This is a genomic window from Kitasatospora sp. NPDC091335 (genome assembly GCF_044757205.1).
GTDB lineage: Bacteria > Actinomycetota > Actinomycetes > Streptomycetales > Streptomycetaceae > Kitasatospora.
This window is the reverse complement of the sequence record NZ_JBIVUM010000013.1, coordinates 26,382-47,474: the sequence shown is the minus strand read 5'-3', so window position 1 is coordinate 47,474 and position 21,093 is coordinate 26,382. Positions and strand designations below refer to the sequence as shown.

General features: G+C 74.5%; 23 protein-coding genes. 8 read left to right on the top strand and 15 right to left on the bottom strand.

Annotated elements, in window-relative coordinates; all coding sequences use genetic code 11:
- Positions 1-26: 26 nt before the first annotated feature.
- Positions 27-1,670, bottom strand: coding sequence for an HtaA domain-containing protein (locus ACIQOW_RS25375; protein WP_401088598.1), 1,644 nt, complete (start codon positions 1,668-1,670; stop codon positions 27-29).
- 58 nt (positions 1,671-1,728) lie between these two features.
- On the bottom strand, positions 1,729-3,291 hold the full coding sequence (locus ACIQOW_RS25370; protein ID WP_401088596.1) for an HtaA domain-containing protein: 1,563 nt from the start codon (positions 3,289-3,291) through the stop codon (positions 1,729-1,731).
- Between the two features lie 174 nt (positions 3,292-3,465).
- On the opposite strand from ACIQOW_RS25370, the gene ACIQOW_RS25365 reads away from it, so the two are divergent.
- From ACIQOW_RS25365 to ACIQOW_RS25355, 3 genes are read left to right on the top strand one after another with little or no spacing between them, the layout of a single operon-like run.
- Positions 3,466-4,482 carry a hemin ABC transporter substrate-binding protein gene (locus ACIQOW_RS25365; protein ID WP_401088594.1) on the top strand — a complete coding sequence of 339 codons (1,017 nt, stop codon included), beginning with the start codon at positions 3,466-3,468 and terminating at the stop codon, positions 4,480-4,482.
- Positions 4,479-5,540: a FecCD family ABC transporter permease gene (locus tag ACIQOW_RS25360; protein ID WP_401088592.1), complete on the top strand. Its 1,062-nt coding sequence runs from the start codon at positions 4,479-4,481 to the stop codon at positions 5,538-5,540. Before ACIQOW_RS25365 ends, ACIQOW_RS25360 begins: the two co-directional genes overlap by 4 nt.
- Before the next feature lie 2 nt (positions 5,541-5,542).
- Positions 5,543-6,352, top strand: a complete 810-nt coding sequence (locus ACIQOW_RS25355; RefSeq protein WP_401088890.1) for a heme ABC transporter ATP-binding protein — start codon at positions 5,543-5,545, stop codon at positions 6,350-6,352.
- A gap of 51 nt (positions 6,353-6,403) precedes the next feature.
- On the opposite strand, the gene ACIQOW_RS25350 is transcribed toward ACIQOW_RS25355, so the two are convergent.
- The 3 genes from ACIQOW_RS25350 to ACIQOW_RS25340 all read right to left on the bottom strand — a co-directional run bounded on the left by ACIQOW_RS25350 (position 6,404) and on the right by ACIQOW_RS25340 (position 8,356).
- On the bottom strand, positions 6,404-6,613 hold the full coding sequence (locus tag ACIQOW_RS25350) for a dodecin (protein ID WP_188300434.1): 210 nt from the start codon (positions 6,611-6,613) through the stop codon (positions 6,404-6,406).
- A gap of 89 nt (positions 6,614-6,702) precedes the next feature.
- Complete coding sequence (locus tag ACIQOW_RS25345) at positions 6,703-7,662, bottom strand: asparaginase (protein ID WP_401088590.1); 960 nt, start codon at positions 7,660-7,662, stop codon at positions 6,703-6,705.
- A gap of 73 nt (positions 7,663-7,735) precedes the next feature.
- On the bottom strand, positions 7,736-8,356 hold the full coding sequence (locus ACIQOW_RS25340; protein WP_401088588.1) for an ABC transporter substrate-binding protein: 621 nt from the start codon (positions 8,354-8,356) through the stop codon (positions 7,736-7,738).
- Positions 8,357-8,921: 565 nt separating this feature from the next.
- Here ACIQOW_RS25340 and dtd point away from each other — a divergent pair.
- Positions 8,922-9,362 (top strand): D-aminoacyl-tRNA deacylase, encoded by a 441-nt coding sequence (dtd, locus tag ACIQOW_RS25335; protein ID WP_401088586.1) that lies wholly within the window; start codon positions 8,922-8,924, stop codon positions 9,360-9,362.
- A 97-nt stretch (positions 9,363-9,459) separates the two neighbouring features.
- Here dtd and ACIQOW_RS25330 read toward each other — a convergent pair whose 3' ends face one another.
- From ACIQOW_RS25330 to ACIQOW_RS25320, 3 genes are all read right to left on the bottom strand, one after another.
- Complete coding sequence (locus ACIQOW_RS25330) at positions 9,460-10,422, bottom strand: YgfZ/GcvT domain-containing protein (RefSeq protein WP_401088888.1); 963 nt, start codon at positions 10,420-10,422, stop codon at positions 9,460-9,462.
- Positions 10,423-10,441: 19 nt separating this feature from the next.
- Positions 10,442-10,924: a Fur family transcriptional regulator gene (locus ACIQOW_RS25325; RefSeq protein ID WP_401088584.1), complete on the bottom strand. Its 483-nt coding sequence runs from the start codon at positions 10,922-10,924 to the stop codon at positions 10,442-10,444.
- A 125-nt stretch (positions 10,925-11,049) separates the two neighbouring features.
- Positions 11,050-11,652 (bottom strand): FABP family protein, encoded by a 603-nt coding sequence (locus tag ACIQOW_RS25320; RefSeq protein WP_401088582.1) that lies wholly within the window; start codon positions 11,650-11,652, stop codon positions 11,050-11,052.
- 350 nt (positions 11,653-12,002) lie between these two features.
- On the opposite strand from ACIQOW_RS25320, the gene ACIQOW_RS25315 reads away from it, so the two are divergent.
- Positions 12,003-12,365, top strand: coding sequence for a DsrE family protein (locus tag ACIQOW_RS25315; RefSeq protein ID WP_188300439.1), 363 nt, complete (start codon positions 12,003-12,005; stop codon positions 12,363-12,365).
- A gap of 16 nt (positions 12,366-12,381) precedes the next feature.
- Here the strand turns inward: ACIQOW_RS25315 and ACIQOW_RS25310 are convergent, their stop codons facing one another.
- The 7 genes from ACIQOW_RS25310 to ACIQOW_RS25280 form a co-directional block, all read right to left on the bottom strand.
- Positions 12,382-12,660, bottom strand: coding sequence for a DUF3099 domain-containing protein (locus ACIQOW_RS25310; protein ID WP_188300440.1), 279 nt, complete (start codon positions 12,658-12,660; stop codon positions 12,382-12,384).
- Between the two features lie 73 nt (positions 12,661-12,733).
- Positions 12,734-13,024, bottom strand: a complete 291-nt coding sequence (locus ACIQOW_RS25305) for a DUF1416 domain-containing protein (protein ID WP_030288989.1) — start codon at positions 13,022-13,024, stop codon at positions 12,734-12,736.
- 39 nt (positions 13,025-13,063) lie between these two features.
- Positions 13,064-13,897, bottom strand: a complete 834-nt coding sequence (locus ACIQOW_RS25300) for a sulfurtransferase (protein WP_188300441.1) — start codon at positions 13,895-13,897, stop codon at positions 13,064-13,066.
- A 235-nt stretch (positions 13,898-14,132) separates the two neighbouring features.
- Complete coding sequence (locus tag ACIQOW_RS25295; RefSeq protein ID WP_350517234.1) at positions 14,133-14,213, bottom strand: Ms5788A family Cys-rich leader peptide; 81 nt, start codon at positions 14,211-14,213, stop codon at positions 14,133-14,135.
- A 225-nt stretch (positions 14,214-14,438) separates the two neighbouring features.
- Positions 14,439-15,173, bottom strand: a complete 735-nt coding sequence (locus tag ACIQOW_RS25290) for a DUF2993 domain-containing protein (protein ID WP_401088578.1) — start codon at positions 15,171-15,173, stop codon at positions 14,439-14,441.
- A gap of 230 nt (positions 15,174-15,403) precedes the next feature.
- Positions 15,404-16,789 carry a hypothetical protein gene (locus tag ACIQOW_RS25285; RefSeq protein ID WP_401088886.1) on the bottom strand — a complete coding sequence of 462 codons (1,386 nt, stop codon included), beginning with the start codon at positions 16,787-16,789 and terminating at the stop codon, positions 15,404-15,406.
- 14 nt (positions 16,790-16,803) lie between these two features.
- Positions 16,804-17,097 (bottom strand): MoaD/ThiS family protein, encoded by a 294-nt coding sequence (locus ACIQOW_RS25280; protein ID WP_188300444.1) that lies wholly within the window; start codon positions 17,095-17,097, stop codon positions 16,804-16,806.
- A gap of 726 nt (positions 17,098-17,823) precedes the next feature.
- Between ACIQOW_RS25280 and ACIQOW_RS25275 the strand changes: the two genes are divergently transcribed.
- The 3 genes from ACIQOW_RS25275 (at position 17,824) to ACIQOW_RS25265 (ending at position 21,067) form a co-directional block, all read left to right on the top strand.
- Positions 17,824-18,555 carry a response regulator transcription factor gene (locus ACIQOW_RS25275; RefSeq protein WP_188300445.1) on the top strand — a complete coding sequence of 244 codons (732 nt, stop codon included), beginning with the start codon at positions 17,824-17,826 and terminating at the stop codon, positions 18,553-18,555.
- 126 nt (positions 18,556-18,681) lie between these two features.
- Positions 18,682-19,740: a LacI family DNA-binding transcriptional regulator gene (locus ACIQOW_RS25270; RefSeq protein WP_401088575.1), complete on the top strand. Its 1,059-nt coding sequence runs from the start codon at positions 18,682-18,684 to the stop codon at positions 19,738-19,740.
- A 115-nt stretch (positions 19,741-19,855) separates the two neighbouring features.
- Positions 19,856-21,067: a S1C family serine protease gene (locus tag ACIQOW_RS25265; protein WP_401088573.1), complete on the top strand. Its 1,212-nt coding sequence runs from the start codon at positions 19,856-19,858 to the stop codon at positions 21,065-21,067.
- The last annotated feature ends 26 nt before the right edge of the window (positions 21,068-21,093 follow it).

The following is a 21,093-nucleotide window of genomic DNA, read 5'->3' as shown; positions in this document are numbered from 1 at the left end:
GGCCGTCGCACGTTTCGGAGCCATCGTCAGGCCTTGGCGGCACCGCGGCGGTTGCGCACCAGCACGGTGGCGCTGCCGCCGACCAGCAGCAGACCGGCGGCGGTGGCCAGCAGCGGGACCACCGGGGTGTCCGCCCCGGTGGCGGCCAGCGAGCCGCCTCCCGTACCGCCCAGGCCGCCGGTGGTGAGCGAGGCACCGCCGGTGGTCAGCGAGGGGCCCCCGGAGGTGCCGCTCCCCGCGCCCTGGCCGCCGGCCGCGGAGCCACCGCCACTGCCGCTACCACTGCCGGAGGAGCCGGCGGGCGGGGCGGTCGGGAGCTTGGCGTCCTTGTCGAAGGCGAGCGTGGCGCTGACCGGGTCCAGCGCCGTACCGGCCGGGTAGTTGGAGAAGACCGGCACCCCCTCGGCGGTGAGCGTCGCCGGCACGCCGGTGAGCGTCACCACGCCGTCGACCGGCTTCAGGGCGGCGGCCGGGACGTCGAGCCTGGCGATCCTGGCGCCGGTCAGCGCGGTCGACTTGCCGTCGGGGGACTTGCCGTTGACGTCGGCGGTCAGGAAGGCGCCGTCCCGGTCGACGGTCAGGCCCAGCTTGGAGAGCGTGGTGTCGAGCGCCCAGCCGTCCTTGCCGGGGTGGGCGAGGAAGCGGACCGAGCCGTCGAAGCCCGCGGTCAGCGTGTGGTCGGCGGTGTTGTAGGCGCCGGTGGCACCGCCGAAGCGGTAGTCGGCCGCGCCGCCGCCGAACTCGACCTTGCCGGCCGCCATCGGGCTCGCCAGGTACGTGCGGAAGCTCTCCTTGACCTTCCAGTCCAGGGTGCCGTTCAGCACCGGCAGCCTGGACGGGGCCGTGCTGGGGCTCCCGCTCGCGGAGGGAGTGGCGGTGGCGCTCGGCGAGGAGGTGGCCGACGGGGTTGCGGTCGGCGTCGGGGTCGCGGTCGGCGTGTCCGTCGGCGTGGCGGTGGGGGTCGCGCTCGGGGTGCCGGTGGCGCTCGGCGTGACGGTGGGCGAGGCGGTCGCCGTGGCGGTGGGCGAGGCGGTCGCCGTGGCGGACGGCGAGGGCGTGGCCGGGCTCTGCTTCAGCAGCAGCGACAGCGGGTCCATGTCCGCCCCCGCCTGGTAGAAGCCGGCGAACGCCTGGGCGCCCTGCTCGGTCAGCTTGGCGGCGGCCGGCACCCCGGTGGTGGTGTCCCGCGCGACGGTGAACGTCACCAGCGGAACGTCGTCGCGCCGGGTGATCTCGGTGGCGCCCATCGACTCCTTGGAGGCGGTGTCGGCGGTCAGCGTGCCCGAGGTGCCCGAGGTGGTGATCCGCAGGTCGCTGAGCGCGACGTCCAGCGCCCCGTGGTGGGCGGTGAAGTGCACGCCGCCGGTGAAGGAGGAGCTGAGCACGTGGGTGCCCAGGTCGTACGTCGCGTTCGCCAGGCCGAAGTGGAAGGTGCCGTCGGCGTTGGCGGTCGCGCCGCCGGTCAGCTCGATCGCGCCGCCCTGGGAGCCCGGGCCGTTGAGGTAGTTGCGGAAGCTGGCCTTCACGCCCCAGTCCAGCGAGCCGGTGTCGTACGTGACGCTGCTCGGGGCGCCCGCGCCGAAGGCCAGTGCGGGGACACCGAGGGCGGTCAGGCCGAGACCGGCGGTGGCGGCCGCGAGGGCTGCCAGCCGGGTGCGGTTGCGGGACATGCTGGGTACTCCGTTCGGATGGGGGGAGGGAGCCGGGGGAAGCTCCCTGGAGGGGTCGTCAGGCCGCGTCGTCGGCGGTGGGTCCGGCGACGGCTGCCCCGGACGCGGCGGCCGCCCGGCGACGCCGGACGAGCAGGCCGCCGGTGGCCGCGAGCGCCGCCACCAGCACCGCTCCGCCGGCCACGGCCGCCACCGGGACGCCGCCCGCGGAGGAGGAGGCGGCGACGGGCGCGGCGGACGGGGAGGAGGCCGCACTCGCGGGGGTGCTCGGCGCCGTGGCCGGGGCACTGCCGAGGTCGGGCAGCGGGGGCAGTGCGGCGGCCGGGTCGAGGGCGACGGCGAAGCTCAGCGGGTCCATCTCGGTGCCCGCCGGGTACAGGCCGCCGAACGCCTCGGCGCCGCCCTCGGCGAGCTTGAGCGGCAGTTCGACGGCTTTCAGCAGACCGCCCTCGGCCTGGAGGCCGGCCGGGTCGAACACCGCCAGCTCGACGCCGGGGAGCTGCCGGGTGCCACCGTCCGGGGTCCGGCCGGAGACGTCGGCGACCAGCCTGCCCCGGCCCCCGGAGACGGTGACGCCCGGGTTGGCGAGGGTGAGGTCCAGGCCGTAGCTGTCACCGCTGCGCATGCCGGTGAAGCGGACGGTGCCGGTGAAGGCGGCGGTCAGCTCACCGGTCGCCGGGTCGTAAGCGCCCTTGGCCGGGGTCCAGCGGAAGAACGCGCCGCCGTCCGCCGCCCCGCCGCCGAGCTCCCAGCGGCCCTGGGCGATCGCGCCGGTGACGTAGTCCCGGAAGGTGCGGCGCACGCCCCAGTCGAGGGCGCCGGCGGCGAACTCGGTCCTGGTCGGGGCCTGGGCGGTCGGTTCGGCCGTCGGCTCGGCGCTCGGCGTGGCGGCGGGGGCCGCGGGGGTGGCGGGAGCGGCGGTGGGCGTCGGGGTGGCGGCCGGTGCGGGCGCCGCGGGCTTCTCCTGGACCGCGGGCTTCTCCTGCGCCGCGGGCAGGTTGACCGAGAGGGTGAGCGGGTCGAGGGCCGTACCGGCCTGGTAGAAGCCGCCGAAGGCCTTCGCCCCGGCGTCGGTGAGGGTGGCGGGGACGTTGTCGAGCGTCAGGGTGCCGGCCGCGCCGCGCAGGTCGACGCCGGCCAGCGAGAGGTCGGCCAGCTTCGCCTGGCTCGCGCTGCTCACCTGGCCGGTCTCCTTGGACTTGCTGCTGACGTCCGCGTACAGGCCGGCCGCACCGCCCTGGGCGGCCTTGAAGGTGAAGCGGCCGACGCTCAGATCCAGCGCGTTGGAACCGTTCTCCTGGTGCCCGGTGAACCGGACACCGCCGGAGAACGCCGCGCTCAGCGCACCGGTCGCCGGGTCGTACGCGCCGTTCGCGGAGTGGAACCGGAAGGTGCTGCCGCCGACCGTGGCCGCGCCGCCGGTGAGCGCCCAACTGCCCTTGGCGATGGGCCCGGTGACGTAGGTCAGGAAGGACTGCTTGATCCCCCAGTCCAGCCGGCCGCCGGAGACCCTGCCCTCGGCGGCCGCCGCCGGTCCCGGCGACAGGCCCACCGCCAGCAGGGCGGCGAGGGCGGCCACCAGGGCGGCGGCCAGACGGCGGAGCCGGCTGGACAGGGGCACGGCGAATCACTCCTCGAAGGGGGGCGCGGGGGATTTTCCGCAGGGGGGGGTGACAGAGGCCACCCCCTTGCGGAGCTGAGGTAAGGCTAACCTAATATATGAGTCAAGAGCCCCGCCGCCCCACTCCCCCACCCCGGGCGGCACCGGCACCAACTCCCGGCGGAGGGAACCAGGTTGAGCAGCCGCACGATCCGATCCGGGGCGGCCCGCGGGCCCGTCCTCCTGCTGCTCGCCCTCGGCCTGCTGCTCGCCCTCACCTCCTGCGGCTCCGCCGCGGGACCGGCCGCGGCGACCGGCTCCCGCGCACCCGACGCGGTCGAGCCGCTGTCCGTCGAGCCCGTCCCGCAGCTCCCGGCCACCACGGCCTCGGCCGACGGCCGCCAGGTCACCGTCACCAGCGCCGAACGGATCATCCCGCTCAACGGCAGCCTCGCCGAGCTGGTGTTCAGCCTCGGCCTGGGCCCCAAGGTGGTCGCCAGGGACGTCTCCACCACCTTCCGGCAGGCCGCCGCCCTGCCGGTGATCACCCAGGCCCACGACGTCTCCGCCGAGGGCGTGCTCTCGCTGCACCCCACCGTCGTCCTCGCGGACCGCTCCACCGGCCCGGCCGAGGCGATCGCGCAGATCCGGGCGGCCGGCGTCCCGCTGGTCGTGCTGGACGACGCCAAGCGGCTGGACGACGTCGGCCCGCGCATCGACACCGTCGCCGCGGCGCTCGGAGTCCCGGACGCCGGAGGGCAGTTGAAGGAACGCACCGGGCAGCGGATCGACGAGGCCAGGGCGGCCGTCCCGGCCGACGGCCGCCACCCCAAGGTCGCCTTCCTCTACCTGCGCGGCAGCGCCTCGGTCTACCTGCTCGGCGGCCCCGCCTCCGGCGCCGGCTCGCTGATCGAGGCGGTCGGCGGCGAGGACGCCGGCACCGCCGCCGGCCTCACCGGCGACTTCACCCCGCTCACCAGCGAGGCCCTGGTCAAGGCCGCGCCCGACGCGATCCTGGTGATGAGCAAGGGGCTCGACTCGGTCGGCGGCGTGGACGGCCTGCTCAAGCTGCCCGGCGTCGCCCAGACCCCGGCCGGCCTCGACCGCAGGATCGTCTCGATCGAGGACGGCCAGCTGCTCAGCTACGGCCCGCGCACCCCGCAGGTGCTGCGCGAGATCACCGCCCAGCTCTACCCGGCGGACGCCAAGTGACCCTCGCCGCAAGCCGGAAGGCCGTCCCGACCGTCCGCCGCACCACCCTGATCACCGCCGGCCTCGCCGCCGCCCTGGTCCTCTGCGCCCTGCTCGCGGCCGGAGTCGGCGCCTACCGCATCCCGCTCGGCGACATCCTCGCCTCCGCCGCCCACCGCCTCGGCCTCGGCGGCCACGCCCTGGACCGGGTGCCGGAGTCGGTGCTGTGGAACGTCCGGCTGCCCCGGGTGGTGCTCGCCCTGCTGGTCGGCGGATCGCTGGGCTGCGCCGGCGCGCTGATGCAGGGCGTGTTCGGCAACCCGCTCGCCGAGCCCGCCGTGATCGGCGTCTCCTCGGGCGGCGCGGTCGGCGCGGTGGCCTGCATCGTGCTCGGCCTGGACGCCCTCGGCAGCTGGACCATCACCGCCTTCGCCTTCGCGAGCGGCCTGCTGACGGTCTTCGCGGTGTACGTCATGGCCCGCTCCGGCGGGCGCACCGAAGTGGTCACGCTGATCCTCACCGGCGTCGCCGTGAACGCCTTCTGCGGCGCGCTGATCGGCATCTTCCTGTTCACCGCCGACTCCGCCGCGATCAGCCAGGTCACCTTCTGGCAGCTCGGCTCGCTCTCCCAGGCCACCTGGGGCAAGGTGCTGGCCGTCCTGCCGTTCGCACTGACCGGCCTGGCCGTCGCCCCGCTGTACGCCCGCAAGCTGGACCTGCTGGCCCTCGGCGAACGCCCGGCCCGCCACCTCGGGGTGGACGTCGAGCGGATGCGGCTGGTGCTGATCACCGTCGTCGCGCTGCTCACCGCGGCGGCCGTCGCGGTCAGCGGCATCATCGGCTTCGTCGGCCTGGTCGTGCCGCACCTGCTGCGGATGCTCGCCGGACCCGGCCACCGCTTCCTGCTGCCCGCCTCCGCGCTCGGCGGCGCGCTGGTGCTGGTGGCCGCCGACCTCGCCGCCCGCACCATCGCCGAGCCGGCCGAACTGCCGCTCGGAGTGCTCACCGCACTGATCGGCAGCCCGTTCTTCTTCTGGCTGCTGCGCCGGACCAGGACCAGACAGGGAGGCTGGGCGTGAGGCTGCGCCACCACCGGGAGATCCCGGAACGACCTTTGCCCGGAAGCGAGTTGCTCGCCGCCGAGGCCGTCCGGCTGAGCGTCGGCGGACGCCCGCTGCTGTCCGGCGCCGCCGTCCGGGTGACCGCCGGCGAGGTGGTCGCGCTGCTCGGGCCGAACGGCGCCGGCAAGTCCACCCTGCTGTCCGTGCTGGCCGGCGACGTCCGGCCGGACGACGGCGAGGTCACCCTGCGCGGGCGCCCGCTGAGCGGCTACGGCGCCGCCGAACTCGCGCTGCACCGCGCGCTGTTGCCGCAGTCCGCGGCGCTGTCCTTCCCGTTCCCGGCCGACGAGGTGGTCCGGATGGGCCGCGCGCCCTGGGCCGGCACGGCGGCCGCCGCCGAGGACGAGGCCGTCGTGGCCGAGGCGATGGCGGCCACCGAGTCCGCCGCCTTCGCCGGCCGGCCGTTCACCGCCCTGTCCGGCGGCGAGCGGGCCCGGGTGGCACTGGCCAGAGTGCTGGCCCAGCGCACCCCGCTGCTGCTCCTGGACGAGCCGACCGCCGCCCTGGACCTGCGCCACCAGGAGCTGGTGCTGCGGGTCGCCCGGGCCAGGGCCGCCGCCGGGGACGGGGTGGTCGTGGTGCTGCACGACCTGTCCCTGGCGGCCGCCTACGCGGACCGGGTGGTCCTGCTGACGGGCGGGGCGACGGTCGCGGACGGACCGGTCGCCGAGGTGCTGCGGGCGCCGCTGCTCAGCGAGGTGTACGGGCACCCCGTCGAGGTGCTGGCGCACCCGCGCACCGGGGTGCCACTGGTGCTGCCGGAGCGCTGAACCCCCGGCCGGCGCCCGGTCCCCGGCCGACACTGAACGTTCGGGCGGCGCTCAGTCCTCCAGCCGGAAGCCGACCTTCATGCACACCTGGTAGTGCTTGACCCGGCCGTCCTCCAGATGGCCCCGGACCTGCGAGACCTCGAACCAGTCGAGGTTGCGCAGCGTCCTGGAGGCCCGCTCCACCCCGTTGCGGATCGCGGCGTCGACGCTCTCGGACGAGGACCCGACGATCTCGGTCACCCGGTACACGTGGTCGGTCATGGCGGACTCCCTCAGCTGTGCGACGGCCCCCGGTCCACCGTGCACCGGCCCGGGGCCGCCCGCACGCCGACGGGCGGCCGCCGGGCGCGCTAGAACGCCGCCCGCACCTCGCCGACCGGCACGCCGCCGCCGAACAGCGGGGCGGCGGCGATCCGCTCGACGGTCTCGTCCGCCCCGGTCACCCCGAGCCGGCGCAGCGCGGCCGCCAGCACCGGGCCGCGGGCCCGCTCGCCGCCGTCCTCGATCTTGAAGGCCAGCGCCCGTCCGTCCGGCAGCGCCACCACCTGGACGGCCTCGGCGCCCATCTTGGACAGCGCGCCCGGCACCGCCCGCATCAGCCAGGTGTCGGCCCTGCGGGTGCCGGCCACGTACTCGGGGTGGGCGCGCATCGCGTCGGCGACGCGGCGCGGCGCGGTGCCCTCGGCGGCCAGCACCAGGCCGCGGTAGCCGCGGGCCAGACCGGTCAGGGAGACGGCCAGCAGCGGCGCGCCGCAGCCGTCCACCCCGGCGTGGCCGGCGGTCTCGCCGGTGCCCTCCTCCAGGGCCTCGCGGGCCAGCCGCTGGATCGGGTGGTCCGGGTCGAGGTAGCCCGCGGTGTCCCAGCCGTTGGCCGCGCAGGCGGCCAGCCAGCCGGCGTGCTTGCCCGAGCAGTCCATCAGGATCGGGGCGCGCCGGCCGCCGGCGGCGAGCAGGAGCTCCGCCTCGGTCTCGTCCAGCGGCAGGTCCGGCGGGGTGCGCAGGGCCGACTCGTCGAGCCCCGCGGAGCCGAGGATGCTCCGCACACCGTCAAGGTGAAACGATTCTGCGGAGTGACTGGAGGCCGCCAGCGCCAGCAGCTCGCCCCCGATCGCCAGCCCGGCCCGCAGCGTGGCCACCGCCTGGAACGGCTTGGCGGTCGACCGCGGGAACACCGGGGCGTCCGGGTCACCGAGGGCGAAATCGACCGAGCCGTCGGCCGCGAGCAGCACCAGGGAGCCGCGGTGGCGGCCCTCGACGAAACCGGAGCGCACGACCTCGGCGAGAACGGGCGCGGTGGCGGGCAGGGGCATGGCGGATGAGCCTTCCGGGGCGAGGGTGGGCCTGGGAGCGAGCCGGGCCCACCGCCCGCGGCGACTCACCCGGTCAGAGCGACCCTCCCGCGAGCAGGTCGTCGACCCGTGCTTCCCCATCACGGTACCTGCGGGTGATCTCGGCGTTGCAACCGTCGGCCGTGCGCAGCAGCCGCTGGCGCCGTCCCGACACCTCGCGCTCGTGCGCCCGCAGCCGTTCCAGGGCCGCCAGCAGCTCCTCGGCCGGGTGCGCCGCCAGATCGGCGAGCTGGACGTCACCCATCAGCGCGTCCGCCTCCAGCCGGGACTCCCGGGTGCGCGGCGGGCCGAGGGTGACGTGCCGGGCCGAGCGCCGCACCGTGGAGGGCGCGTCGGTCAGGATGGCCGGCAGCCGGTCCAGCAGGTCGCCGGGGACCAGCCCGGGGCCGGACGGGCCTGCCGTGCGGACCGGGCCCACGCCGGGCCGCCGGTCGAGCTCGGCGCGCAGGATGTCCATCCGCCCGTGCAGCAGCCGCCGCAGGTAGGACAGGTCGGCCTCCTGCTCCAGGGTCTCCCGGCGCAGCACCCGCAGCTGGTCCAGGCCCAGCCGTTCCAGGTCGGGCTCGTCCTCCGCGCCCGCCGCCGGGCCGTACGGGCCCCCGGGGGCCCGCGCCACCGGCCCGGACCGGTCCCGCGCCGCGCTGCTCGCGTCCATCACCCAACCACCTGACGTCGTCCGATCCCGCCCGCTCGCGGCTCCCGTTCCCGCCGCCGGTCCTGCCCGTCCCCCGACGGGCCGCGCGTCCCGTCCACCGGCACACCCGGGAGCCCCCGGAGGTTCCGGCCCCCGGCCGCGACCGCCCATCGGGCGGCACCGCCGGAACGCTGACCCACCGGCCCGACCGCCCGGCCGAACCCCGGCCCGGCGCGGCGGACCTCCTGGCGCCCCGGACCCTTCGTACGGTCCACCAGCGTGCCACCCCGCCCGGCGCGCGCGCACTGCCCGTGCACCCGAACGGCCCCCTGGCGAACGGGGGTGGCTGATATGACCGGCCCTTTCCGCAGGGAGAGTGGCGCCCGATTCAGCGCAGGCGTGCACGCCAGGGCGTGCGCCTCCGATGTACGCGCCCCAGGGGTGCGCCCCGAGGAGGCCGCCGGGACGCGCGGGAAGGCTGCGACGGCGAGGCCGGACACGGAGAGCGCGGGGAGGACGCAGGGAGGGCACGGGGAGGCCGCTGGGGCCTTCCCGGGGCCGTGCGGCGCTCCGGCACAATGGCGGCATGCGAGCAGTGGTGCAGCGAGTGACCGAGGCCCGGGTGACCGTGGCCGGTGAGACCGTCGGCGCGATCGAGGGGCCCGGGCTCTGTGTCCTGGTGGGCGTCACCCACGACGACACCCCCGCCAAGGCCGCCCAGCTGGCCCGCAAGCTCTGGACGCTGCGGCTGCTGCCCGCCGACGAGGACGGCGTGGAGCAGTCCTGCTCCGATCTCGCCGCCCCGCTGCTGGTGATCAGCCAGTTCACGCTCTACGGCGACGCCCGCAAGGGCCGCCGCCCCACCTGGAACGCCGCCGCCCCCGGCCCGGTCGCCGAGCCGCTGGTGGACGAGGTGGTGGCCCGGCTGCGCGAGCTGGGCGCCAAGGTGGAGACGGGCCGGTTCGGCGCCGACATGCGGGTGGCGCTGGTGAACGACGGCCCGTTCACCGTCCTCGTCGAGGTCTGAGCGGCCCCTCCCGCGAGACGGCCCGCCGCAGGACCGCCCGCCGCGGGGCGATCCACTGCGGGCCGATCCACGGCGGGGCGATCCACTGCCGGACGGTCTACTGCGGGACGATCACGTCCTGGGTGCCCGGCACCGTCCCGGCCAGCAGCACCACGTCCACCGGGACGTTCCGCTTGACGATCGCCATGGCGATCGGCCCCAGCTCGTGGTGCCGGGCCGAGGAGGTCACGAAGCCCAGCGCCCGCCCGTCCGGGTCGGTGGCCAGCCGCACCTCGGTGCCGTGCGGGGGCAGCGTCTCCTCGGTGCCGTCCAGGTGCAGGAAGACCAGCCGGCGCGGCGGGCGGCCCAGGTTGTGCACCCGGGCGACGGTCTCCTGGCCGCGGTAGCAGCCCTTCTGGAGGTGGACGGCGGTGCCCAGCCAGTCCACCTCGTGCGGGATGGTCCTGTGGTCGGTCTCGAAGCCCAGCCGGGGCCGGTGGCCCTCGATCCGCAGCGCCTCGTACGCCCAGACCCCGGCCGCCGGGCCGTACCCGGCGGTGAGCTTCTCCAGCTCGGCGCGCGGCACGAACAGGTCGCGCCCGTAGGGGAGTTCGCGGACGGCGGCGGCACCCTCGACGGCGGCGGTGGAGCCGGCCGGCAGGTGGACCACGGCGTACTCGGCGGTCGCGTCGGCGACCTCCACCCGGTAGAAGAACCTCATGCTCTCCAGGTAGGCCACCAGCGCGCCCTGGGTGCCCGGCTCGACGTGCGCCCAGGTGGTGGTGCCGTCGTCCACCAGGTAGAGCGCGTGCTCGACGTGCCCGTTCGCGGAGAGCACCAGCGCCTCGGCGGCCTGCTGCGGCGGCAGCCCGCTGACGTGCTGGGTGAGCAGCAGGTGCAGCCAGGCGAGCCGGTCGGCGCCGGTGACGGTGACCACGCCGCGGTGCGAGAGGTCGACGAAGCCCGTGCCCTGCGACAGGTTGCGTTGCTCACGGAAGATGTCGCCGTAGTGGGCGGCGACGCCCTCGTCGGCCCCCTCGGCGGGGACGGCTCCGGACAGGGCAAGCAGCGGGCTCTTCACACCGGTCATACCGGCCAGCTTACGACCGGTCCCCGGCGAGCTTGGCGGTGCAGTCGGCACAGCGGCCGAAGATGGCGAAGTGCTTGAGGTCGGTGTCGAAGCCGTGCCGCTCGCGCAGGCTCTCTATCAGCGGCTGGGCGATCTCGGTGCCGGTCTCGGTGACCTCGTCGCAGTCCCGGCAGACCAGGTGCAGGTGGTGGTGGCGGCCGGCCAGGTGGTAGGTCGGGGCGCCGTGGCCGAGGTGGGCGTGCGAGACCAGGCCCAGCCCCTCCAGCAGCTCCAGGGTCCGGTAGACGGTGGAGATGTTGACGCCGCTGGCGGTCCGGCGGACGTGGCAGAGGATGTCGTCGGGGGTGGCGTGGTCGAGCACGTCGACGGCCTCCAGCACGAGCTGCCGCTGCGGGGTGAGGCGGTAGCCGCGCTCGCGCAGGTCGGCCTTCCAGTCGTCCGAGAGGTGCCAGTCGCCGGAGAGCTGCCAGTCGGTGGTGCCGGTGTCCGCCACGGTCCTGTCCCTGCCAAACGTCGGGGGTCCTGGGACAAGTGTAGGGACCGGCCGGCGGCCGGTCCCTACCTCGTGCGCGGAAGTGCCGGCGACCCGATCAATTCGAGCCGGTCACTTCGGGCCGGTCACTTGAAGAACGCGATGCCGTCGTCCGGCAGGTCGTTGATGTCCTTGATCAGCTGGGCCGGGCTGAGCACCTTGCGCAGCTGGGCGGACATGTACGGACGCAGCGGCACGTTCGGGGCGGCCTTCTCGCCGACCCAGAGCAGTTCGCCGTTGACGAAGCCGTACAGCCGCTTGCCGCCCGAGTACTCCGGGGAGCCCTCGATCCGGGCCACCGCGTCGGTGGAGACGTCGACCTGCGGCTTGCCGTCGGCCAGTTCGCCGTACCAGATCTCGACCGTGCCGTCGTCGCGGACGGAGGAGATCTCGATCCCCCGGACACCGCTGGTGCCGTCGTTGTTGCTGGTGATACGCCAGAACGCGTGCTCGTTCTCCAGCGGACGGACCTTCTCGCCCTCGGCGTCCAGCACCCAGGTCCTGGAGCGGAACTCCAGGAAGGGGCGGCCGTCGTGGCGGATCACGATCTCCTGGCCGAAGTTGCACTTCTCGGCGCCCGCGCCCCCTTCACCCGGCAGCGGGGCGTAGACGCCCGCGCCTTCCCAGGTGCCGAGGAGGAAGGCGAGCGGCACGACGTCCTTGTGGAGGTCAGAGGGGATCTCGATCATGTTCCTGGTCGCTGTCGTCGTCGGTGTGGGGCTGCCTCAACCGTACGGCAGGCTCAGCGCTGGCCCTGGTACAGCTTCATCACCGAGAAGATGGCGAACCAGGTGATCAGCACGGCCATGAGGGCCAGCAGACCGTCGAAGAAGATTTCCAGACCGGACACGGGTGGCTCCCAGGCGGCGACAGTGTGGTGGATTTTGCTCCGCTCACTCTATCCGCCGTGCTCCGGCCGTTCGCGGTGAGCCCCACCACGTAGCCGTTCGCGCCGCCCTTCCCCCCGGCTGCCCAAGCTTTGCCCAAGGCTTCCCGGGATGCCGGACGGCGGGGGCGGCGGGACCTCTAAGGTGGCGCCATGCCGAAGAAACTCGTCATCAAGGTCACCGCAGGGGCGGACGCGCCGGAGCGGTGCTCGCAGGCGTTCACGGTCGCGGCGGTGGCCGTCGCCAGCGGGATCGACGTCTCGCTCTGGCTGACCGGGGAGTCCTCCTGGTTCGCGCTGCCGGGCCGGGCGGCGGAGTTCGAACTGCCGCACGCGGCGCCGCTGCCCGACCTGCTGGAGTCGATCCTGGCGGCCGGCTCGGTGACGCTGTGCACCCAGTGCGCGGTCCGGCGCGGGATCGAGCAGAAGGACACCGTCGAGGGTGTCCGGATCGCGGGCGCCCAGGTCTTCGTCAGCGAGATCATGGCCGACGGCGTCCAGGCGCTCGTCTACTAGGAGCCGTCCCGAGGCTCTAGGAACCGTCCCGAGGTTCGTGGTCGGGGTGGTCCCGGTCGTGGCCGGGATCGTCCCACTTCGGGTCGTCCCAGCGCGGGTCGTCCCACCAGTCGTCGTCCGGGTCCCGCTTGTTGGCGAACACCGCGGCGGCGGGCGGGATCACCATCGCGACCACGCACATGCCGATCGCGGCGCCCACCGAGAAGAACCGCACCACGCCCCAGGCCATGACGAACAGGCCCAGGCACACGCCCATCATGGCGAAGTAGTAGCGACGCCGCCGCCTTGCCTGCACCCTTCCACGGTACGGCCGAGGGCCCCTGCGCGGCAGGGGCCCTCGGGGTGGTCCGGGAACGTCGTGGCGCCGGTCAGACCGCGATCGCGACCTCGACGGCGGTGCCCTGGGAGGCCACCACCTGGCGGTCCACGGTCTGCCCGGGCACCAGCGCGCGCAGGGTCCACTTGCCCGGACGGGCGAAGAACCGGAACTGGCCGGTCGCCGAGGTGGGTACCTCGGCCGTGAACTCGTTGTTCTCGTCCAGCAGCCGGACGTAGCCGTTGACCGGCTCACCGTCGCGGGTCACCGAACCCTGGATGATCGTCTCGTTCGCCACGTCAACTCCTGCCAGGTCCGGGCCGCCGGCCTTCGCACCGCACATGTCTGTACTTCCCTTCTGACTTACGGGTCGAGCCGGGGCTCAGTTGCCGAGCTCGATCGGCACGCCGACCAGGCTGCCGTACTCGGTCCACGAGCCGTCGTAGTTCTTGACGTTCTCCTGGCCGAGCAGCTCGTGCAGCACGAACCAGGTGAGCGCGGAGCGCTCGCCGATGCGGCAGTAGGCGATGGTGTCCTTCGCCAGGTCGACGCCCTCGGCCTCGTACAGCGCCTTGAGCTCGTCGTCGCTCTTGAAGGTGCCGTCGTCGTTGGCGTTCTTGGCCCACGGGATGTTGCGGGCGCTCGGCACGTGGCCGGGGCGCTGCGACTGCTCCTGCGGGAGGTGGGCCGGGGCGAGCAGCTTGCCGGAGAACTCGTCGGGCGAGCGGACGTCGACCAGGTTCAGGCTGCCGATGGCGGCGAGCACGTCGTCGCGGAAGGCGCGGATCGAGGAGTCGACGGCCTGCGCGGTGTACTGGGTGGCCGGGCGGGCCGGCACCTCGGCGACCAGGTCGCGGGAGTCCAGCTCCCACTTCTTGCGGCCGCCGTCCAGCAGGCGGACGTCGCCGTGGCCGTACAGCTTGAAGTACCAGTAGGCGTACGAGGCGAACCAGTTGTTGTTGCCGCCGTACAGGACGACGGTGTCGTCGTTGGCGATGCCCTTGGCGCTGAGCAGCGCCTCGAAGCCGGCCTGGTCGATGAAGTCGCGGCGGACCGGGTCCTGGAGGTCCTGCCGCCAGTCGATCCGGACGGCGTTGCGGATGTGGTTCTTCTCGTACGCGGAGGTGTCCTCGTCGACCTCGACGATGACGACCTTCGGGTCGTCCAGGCGGGCCTGGACCCAGTCGGCGTCGACCAGGACGTCGCTGCGGCTCATGGTGGTGTTCTCCATCCGAGGGCGGTTGTGCGGAAGGTGCTGCTCAGGAGGGTGCTGCGAGGACGCCCAGATGGGTGCGGTCCGAATTCCCGTCCGAATACCGGGACGAGGAGGGTGGACCGGTGCGACCGGGCGGGGAGCTGCGGAGTACGTCGGCGCCAGCCCGCTCACAGAGCCGGGCGCGGTTGCCGGGAAGATCGGCGGCGGGCGTCAACTGCCCTGCCGGGGCGCCGAGTCAGCGCATTCGACACAGACAGGCGGCCACGCGGCACAGGTCTACCGCCCGCCGCTTCGTGAGGTCCGTCTGTCGCTTCATGCCGACGATGCTAGGGACACCGGAGGCCCGCTGTCATCAGCGTATCGAATGCTGGGATCGAAAAGACCGCATCGTGGGATATGGCCTCGGTCCGGCCCGCCGGGGCCCGCCCGGAAGCCCTCCGGCGGCACCCCCGGGGCGGAAACGACACCGCTCCGCGGCCCGCGCTGGACAGCGCGTCTCGCGGAGCGGAACGATTCGGCAGGGCCCGGAAGGGGCCGGGGATCAGCCCAGGAGCTTGACGTCCCTGCCGTCGAAGGTCAGCTGGAGGCCCTCGGGCAGCGGCGTCACGCCACCGCCCCCGCCGTCCTTGTCGGCCAGTCCCAGCCCGGCCGGCAGCGGGTCGAGGGTGAAGCTCATCGGCTCGATCTGCTGGCTGGTGACACCGGCCACCGCCCCCACCAGCGAACTCAGCCGGAAGCCGTCCACCGTGACGGTGTTCCCCTTGTTGTGCACGGTGCCCTCACCGATCGCGAGCGGCCCCAGCGAGGCCTTGATCTTGCCGGGACCGGCGTAGGACAGGCTCAGCCGGGAGCTGCCGCCCACCGGCAGCTTGGTCCCGTGCAGCAGCTCGGAGGCGGGCGGCAGCAGCTGCGCGAGGTCCGGGTAGGAGATCACCCCGCTGCCGGTGCCGCTCTCCACCGTGGCGCTGTTCATGCTGTCGCTGACCTTGACCCCGGCGAGCTTGGCCTTGAACGAGTGCAGTGCCACCTGGTGGCCGCCGTCGCCGACGGTCAGGCCGTCGGAGGAGATCCGGACGTCGTCCAGCCTCATCGACAGCACCTGGGTGAGGAACGGGAAGCCCTCGATCGACACGTCCGGGCGCTGGCTCATCCGGCCGCTCTTCACGATCCGGTCGGCGGCCTCGTCCTCGGCCACGCCGACCGCGATCCGGTCGGCGCCCAGCAGCAGGCCGGAGAGCACCGCCAGGCCGATCGTGGCCTTCAGCCATCCGCGCATCGTGTCCCCCGTCGTCGCCGGTCGCCGCCGGTCGTCCGCAGTCGTTCGCAGTCGTTCGCAGTGGATCTCAGTGGGTCTCAGTGGGTCTCAGTGGGTCGTTCGCCGCTCCGTGGCGGGCGCAGGACGCGCCCGCTCCCGCACGACCGTACGACGTCCCGCCCCGGAACATGGTTCCGGGGCGGGACCGGGCCCGCCCGGCCCAGCCGACGCGGCCGGGCCGGACAGGAGGATCAGGCCAGCAGGTCGGTGGCGATCCAGATCAGCGGCGCGGCCACCGCCAGCGGCAGCGCCACCCCCGCCGTCATGTGCACGAAGCGGGACGGGAAGTCGTACGCCGCGACCCGGCGGCCGACCAGTGCGCCCAGCCCGGCCAGCAGGCCGAGCGCCACCGGCGCGCCGACCAGCAGGCCCAGCACCACCGCCGCGGCCAGGCCCAGCACCGGGCCCAGCTGCTTCGGGCCCGGCAGCGGCGCCGCCGCCAGCACGGTGGCCAGCGCGACCGCGCCCACCCCGGCCGGCACCCAGTCCGCCAGCAGCAGCATGGTGCCCAGCGCCGTCACCACAGTGGCGGAGCCGAGCACGGTCAGCGCGTAGAACCGCTCCTTCGGGTCCGACGGGCGGAACGTCTGGAGCACCAGGACGAGCAGGAAGAACCCGCCCAGGGTGCCCACCACGGCCGCCACGCCGCCGTCGGAGTCCGCCAGCAGCACCGAGACGTCCGCGACGAGCCCGGCCAGCGCGGCGAGCAGGATGCCCTGCCGGGCCGGCCACATGCCGTTCAGCCGGAACCAGCCGGCCGCCGTCAGCAGCTGGAGCGGCGCGAGCACCAGGGCCAGGGCGATCTGGCCGAGCGCGGCGCCCCCGGCCAGCAGTGCGGCCGCGCCGGCGGTGATCAGGGCCGGCCGCAGGCCCGGGTCGATGATCGGCGAGCCGGTCCGGCCGGGCGGGCCCGCGGGCTGCGCGGCCGGCGGCGGGACGGCCGCGTACGGCGGCGCGGCGGGGGCGCCCGGCGGGCCTGCCGCCCGGCCCGGGCCCACCGGGCCGGGCGCGGTCGGGCGCTTGAGCGTCATGGTCGGCGGGTCGAAGGCGTCCGCCGCCTGCCGTGCGGGGGCGGGCTGCGGCGCCGGGGCCGCGTGCCTGGCCCGCGGCCTCGACGGCTGCCTGAGCTGCACCGTCGGGTCCGGCTGGGGCTGAGGCTGGGCCTGCGGCCGGGACCGCCCCGGCCGCTGAGGCTGGGCCTGCTGAGGCTGCTGGACCTGTTGGGCCTGGTGCTGCCGCGGTGCGACCGGCGGCACACCGGACACCACCACCGGCGGCAGCAGCGCCGTCGTCTCGACGTCGTCCACCGCCGGCACCGGCGGCAGCAGGGTGGTCGCGTCCGCGTCGTCGAACGCGGGCACCGGCGGCAGCACGGTGGTCGCCGCCGCGTCGTCCACCGGGTAGCCGTACGGCGGCCGGTGGCCCGAGTGCTGCGGCGGGAAGGGCTGGTGCTGTTGCGGGTGCTGCTGGTGCCGCGGCTGGTGGGGGTACCGCGGTGGCTGCGGTGCCTGGGGCTGGTGGGGCTGCGGCGGCCACTCGTCGTGGCCGCCGTGGTTCGGATGGTTCGGGTTGTTCATGTCCGTCACGCCGCTCAGCCTCCCGCGAACGGCGGGAGGACCTCGACCGTCCCGCCCTCGGTCAGGGCGACGGCCGCGTGGTCGCGGCCGCCCACCTGGGCACCGTCGACCAGGTACGAGCAGTGCCCGAGCAGCCGGACGAGCTTCGGCCGGCCGGCGTGCCGCTCCCTGGCCGCCGCCAGCGCCTCCGCCAGGGTCGCCGCCTCGTACGGCTCCTCGGCCAGCCCGGCCTCGGACTTCGCCGCCGCCCAGTAGCGGATCGTCCCGCGCACCCGGGCTCCGCTCGCGGGCTCGGTGGTCGCGCCCATCGGGCCACCCCTTCTCGTCGTCCTCGCCCGGCCCCGGTGCCCCGGTCCGGTCCGCCACCACGGCACCCGCACGGCCACCCGAACGATGGACCCGAACAGCGCCGACGATGTGCGTCCCATGATGGCGTGTCCGCCACCACGAGCGGCAATCGCCCTGGCCGGACGGACACGGAGCACGCACCGGCCTTCCACCCGACCGCCACCGGGGGACGCCGGACCGGCACTCGAAGCTGTGTCCAGCCTCACCCGGCGCACGCCCGATTCGGGCGAACCGCCGGATTGGGGCACTCCCGGCCCGGGGGGTGGTCGGCTATCCTCGACCACCTAGAGGGATCCGGGCAGAGTCGCCCCCGGGTCCTTTTGTGCTTCCAGGACGCCAGTACGGACGTTCTTGCGATTCGTCGGCCCACCTCCGACGCGCCGCGGGAACCCGCCTGACGCGGCACAACGACGTGCCCCGGCCGGGCCGGGGCGTCGCCACCCGGCACCGGGCCGCCACCCGGCACCGGACCAGACCGGAGGGTTCACGGTGAGGAACAGGGCAGGAACGGTGCGCCAGGGGTCGCGGGACCCCCTGCGGACCCGCCGTCGCGCCCGGTACGCCGTCCACTCCCCCGGCGCGCCGCGGGCGACCGTCGTCCGCTCCTCCCCCTCAGCACGTGCGCCATCCGGCTGTGGCGGCAGCCGTCACGTGACCGCGACGACCCGGAAAGGGGACCACCGGGTATGAGTTCTCTCCTCCTCCTCACCAACGCGCTGCAACCCTCCGCCGAGGTGCTGCCCGCCCTCGGCCTGCTGCTGCACAACGTCCGGGTGGCCCCCGCCGAGGGCGCCGCCCTCGTGGACACCCCCAGCGCGGACGTCATCCTCGTCGACGGCCGGCGCGACCTGCCGCAGATCCGCAGCCTCTGCCAGCTGCTGCGCTCCACCGGCATCGGCTGCCCGCTGATCCTGGTGGTCACCGAGGGCGGCCTGGCCGCCGTCACCGCCGAGTGGGGAATCGACGACGTCCTGCTGGACACCGCGGGCCCGGCCGAGGTCGAGGCCCGGCTGCGGCTCGCGCTCGGCCGCCTCCAGGTCGTCACCGACGACAGCCCGATGGAGATCCGCAACGGCGACCTCTCGGTCGACGAGGCCACCTACTCCGCCAAGCTCAAGGGCCGGGTGCTCGACCTCACCTTCAAGGAGTTCGAGCTGCTCAAGTACCTCGCCCAGCACCCCGGCCGGGTCTTCACCCGGGCGCAGCTGCTCCAGGAGGTCTGGGGCTACGACTACTTCGGCGGCACCCGGACGGTGGACGTGCACGTCCGGCGGCTGCGCGCCAAGCTCGGCGTGGAGAACGAGCAGCTGATCGGCACCGTGCGCAACGTCGGCTACCGCTTCGTCGTCCCGGAGAAGCCCGAGAAGGGCGAGCGGCCGGAGCTCGCCCAGCGCCCCACCACCCCCCTGGACGTCTGAGGCAGGGCCGGGCGGGCCGACTCCCGCCCGGCTTGTCCGGCTTCCTCCCGGAGCCGCCCGCCGGCCTGCCGGACGGGGCCCCAGGTCCCACTGCCGCCCCGGAGACCACACGCGTAGACTCCCCCCGTGGCCAAAGTGACGCGCGACGATGTAGCCCGACTGGCTGGTACCTCGACCGCGGTCGTCAGCTACGTCATCAACAACGGGCCGCGCCCGGTCGCGCCCGCGACCCGGGAGAAGGTCCTCGCGGCGATCGAGCAGCTCGGCTACCGGCCGAACAGCGTCGCCCAGGCGATGGCCTCCCGCCGCACCAACCTCATCGGCATGGTCGTCCCGGACGCCCGCCAGCCCTTCTTCGCCGAGATGGCGCACGCCGTGGAACGGGCCGCCTCCGAGCGCGGCAAGCTCGTGCTGATCGGCAACTCCGACTACGTCGACGACCGCGAGGTGCACTACGTCCGCGCCTTCCTCGGGATGCGCGTCTCCGGCCTGATCCTGGTCAGCCAGGGCCCCTCGCAGCGCGCCGCCGAGGAGTTCGCCGCGATGGAGGGCGCCAAGGTGGTGCTGCTGCACCGCCGGCCCGAGGCGATCGACGACGTCGCCGTGGTCACCGACGACGTGGCCGGCGCCGAGGCGATCGTGCGCCACCTGCTGGAGGTGCACGGGCACCCGTACGTGGCCTGCTTCGGCGGCCCGGTCGAGTCCCCCGCCCCCGGCGACCCGGTCATCGACCACGTCGAGGGCTGGCAGCGCGCCATGGACGCGCACGGCGTCCCCACCGAACCGCACCTGATCGACGCGCCCTTCCACCGCTACGGCGCCTACGACGTCGCGCTCGGCGTGCTGCGCTCGCCGGACCGGCCGCGGGCGATCTTCTGCTCCACCGACGACCAGGCGATCGGCGTGCTGCGGGCCGCCCGCGAGGTCGGCCTGCGGGTCCCTGAGGACCTCGCGGTGGCCGGCTTCGACGACGTGCCGGAGGCCGCGCTGGCCGACCCGCCGCTGACCACCGTCGCCTCCGACCGCGACGCGATGGCCAGGGCCGCCGTGGACCTGGTGCTGGACGACTCGCTGATGGTGCCCGGCTCCGACACCGAGCGGGTCCGCACGTTCCCGTCCCGGCTGGTCATCCGCCGCTCCTGCGGCTGCTCGGGCGACGGCCCGAGCCGGTCCGTACCGGAATAGTCGATTCCGCTCGGCGGACTGCCTGACCAGGCTTTATGAGAAGTCAACGGGCTTCTCTCCCCGTTCTGAGCCGGTTCTCATGAAGTCCTCATGCACCGGGCCGAGCTTGGTCGGCATGACCGAACAGCAGCAGCACCCCGACGAGCAGTACCGCCCGTACCGGCCCGACGAGCAGTACGGCCCGTACCAGGCCCAGGCGCAGTACGGCCCGTACCAGGCCGACGAGCCCCGGGTGATCGAGGGCACCGTGCTCGGCACCGGCCCGGCCGCCGGCGGCCCCGGCAGCGGCGCTCCGGCCGGGTACGGCCCCCACGACGACCACTCCGGCGGAGGCTTCGACGGACCGCCGCCCCCGCCGCCGATCCCGCCCGAGCCGCCCACGATCCTCGGCCCGGGCTCCCCCGAGGGCCCCGGCGGCCACGGCGGCCGGGCCCGGCGCGGAGTGCTGCGCGGCCGGCTCGCCCTGGTCACCGCCGTCGCCGCGATCGCCGCCGTCCTCGGCGGGGTCACCGGCGGACTGGTCACCGCCGACCGGCAGAGCAACGGCGACCGCGTCGGCACCGTCGCCAGCCCCGTCTCCGCCCGCTCCGACGGCAGCGCCGACGTCCCCGCCGTCGCCGCCGCGGTCTCCCCCAGCACCGTCCAGATCACCGTCAAGAGCGGCAACGGCACCTCGACCGGCACCGGCGTCGTCCTGAACACCGACGGGCAGATCCTCACCAACTACCACGTGATCGACACCGCGACCGCCGGCGGCCGGATCACCGTGACCTTCAAGGACGGCTCCAGCGCCCAGGCGACCGTCACCGGCACCGACAAGGCACTCGACGTCGCCGTGATCACCGCGACCGGCGCGAAGAACCTCACCCCCGCCGTCCTCGGCGACTCCTCCGCCGTGGCCGTCGGCGACCCGGTCGTCGCCATCGGCAACCCCGACGGCCTCACCGGCACCGTCACCTCCGGCATCATCAGCGCCGAGAACCGCGACGTCACCGTCAAGCTCGACGAAGGCACCACCGGCAGCAACGGCGGCTTCGGCCTCCCGTACCTGCCCGGGCTCCGCGGCACCGCCCCGCAGCCCGACAACGGCAGCACCACCACCTACAAGGCCTTCCAGACCGACGCCGCGCTCAACCCCGGCAACTCCGGCGGTCCGCTGATCAACGCCAACGGGCAGGTCATCGCCATCAACTCGGCGATGTACGCGCCGAGCGGCTCCGGCTCCTCCGACAGCGGCTCGGCCGGCAGCGTCGGCCTCGGCTTCGCCATCCCGATCGACGACATCAAGCAGGTTCTGCCGAAGCTCCAGGCCGGCCAGAGTCTGTGAGCCACACTTCCTGAGACGGACAATTG

Bases quoted from the DNA above. Each gene is read 5' to 3' on its own strand.
- ACIQOW_RS25375 (WP_401088598.1), bottom strand. From the start codon at position 1,670: ATGTCCCGCAACCGCACCCGGCTGGCAGCCCTCGCGGCCGCCACCGCC.
- ACIQOW_RS25350 (WP_188300434.1), bottom strand. From the start codon at position 6,613: ATGACCGACCACGTGTACCGGGTGACCGAGATCGTCGGGTCCTCGTCC.
- ACIQOW_RS25345 (WP_401088590.1), bottom strand. From the start codon at position 7,662: ATGCCCCTGCCCGCCACCGCGCCCGTTCTCGCCGAGGTCGTGCGCTCC.
- ACIQOW_RS25340 (WP_401088588.1), bottom strand. From the start codon at position 8,356: ATGGACGCGAGCAGCGCGGCGCGGGACCGGTCCGGGCCGGTGGCGCGG.
- dtd (WP_401088586.1), top strand. From the start codon at position 8,922: ATGCGAGCAGTGGTGCAGCGAGTGACCGAGGCCCGGGTGACCGTGGCC.
- ACIQOW_RS25320 (WP_401088582.1), bottom strand. From the start codon at position 11,652: ATGATCGAGATCCCCTCTGACCTCCACAAGGACGTCGTGCCGCTCGCC.
- ACIQOW_RS25315 (WP_188300439.1), top strand. From the start codon at position 12,003: ATGCCGAAGAAACTCGTCATCAAGGTCACCGCAGGGGCGGACGCGCCG.
- ACIQOW_RS25305 (WP_030288989.1), bottom strand. From the start codon at position 13,024: ATGTGCGGTGCGAAGGCCGGCGGCCCGGACCTGGCAGGAGTTGACGTG.
- ACIQOW_RS25300 (WP_188300441.1), bottom strand. From the start codon at position 13,897: ATGAGCCGCAGCGACGTCCTGGTCGACGCCGACTGGGTCCAGGCCCGC.
- ACIQOW_RS25295 (WP_350517234.1), bottom strand. From the start codon at position 14,213: ATGAAGCGACAGACGGACCTCACGAAGCGGCGGGCGGTAGACCTGTGC.
- ACIQOW_RS25290 (WP_401088578.1), bottom strand. From the start codon at position 15,173: ATGCGCGGATGGCTGAAGGCCACGATCGGCCTGGCGGTGCTCTCCGGC.
- ACIQOW_RS25285 (WP_401088886.1), bottom strand. From the start codon at position 16,789: ATGAACAACCCGAACCATCCGAACCACGGCGGCCACGACGAGTGGCCG.
- ACIQOW_RS25280 (WP_188300444.1), bottom strand. From the start codon at position 17,097: ATGGGCGCGACCACCGAGCCCGCGAGCGGAGCCCGGGTGCGCGGGACG.
- ACIQOW_RS25275 (WP_188300445.1), top strand. From the start codon at position 17,824: ATGAGTTCTCTCCTCCTCCTCACCAACGCGCTGCAACCCTCCGCCGAG.
- ACIQOW_RS25265 (WP_401088573.1), top strand. From the start codon at position 19,856: ATGACCGAACAGCAGCAGCACCCCGACGAGCAGTACCGCCCGTACCGG.